The sequence below is a fragment of the Pseudomonas sp. HY7a-MNA-CIBAN-0227 genome (genome assembly GCF_040310325.1).
Classification (GTDB): Bacteria; Pseudomonadota; Gammaproteobacteria; order Pseudomonadales; family Pseudomonadaceae; genus Aquipseudomonas.
Genome location: NZ_JBEOPT010000213.1, coordinates 1 through 260 on the forward strand (window position 1 = coordinate 1; position 260 = coordinate 260).

The following is a 260-nucleotide window of genomic DNA, read 5'->3' on the forward strand; positions in this document are numbered from 1 at the left end:
GGGCATACTAAATGCAGGGCACAGTCTTGAGCATTCTAAGGTTTTACGCTGTGTTGGAGATGATAATAAGCCAGTAGCGTTTAATGCATATGGTGCTAAAGCAATCTCAGGTATTGGCAAAATCCCTGGCACATTAATAGATCGATCAATATCTCTAACTCTGCGTCGTAAAATGAAAAATGAGTCAAAAAAACGGCTTCGTGAATTACCTATAGACGTCACTAAAACTATCCAGTCTCAGCTTGCAAGATGGTCTGATG

The 260-nt window shown here is 40.4% G+C and carries 1 pseudogene; it reads left to right on the forward strand.

The annotated features are described in order from the left end of the window. A pseudogene (locus AAEZ06_RS27630) lies at window positions 1-260 on the forward strand (DUF3631 domain-containing protein); the annotation flags it as partial.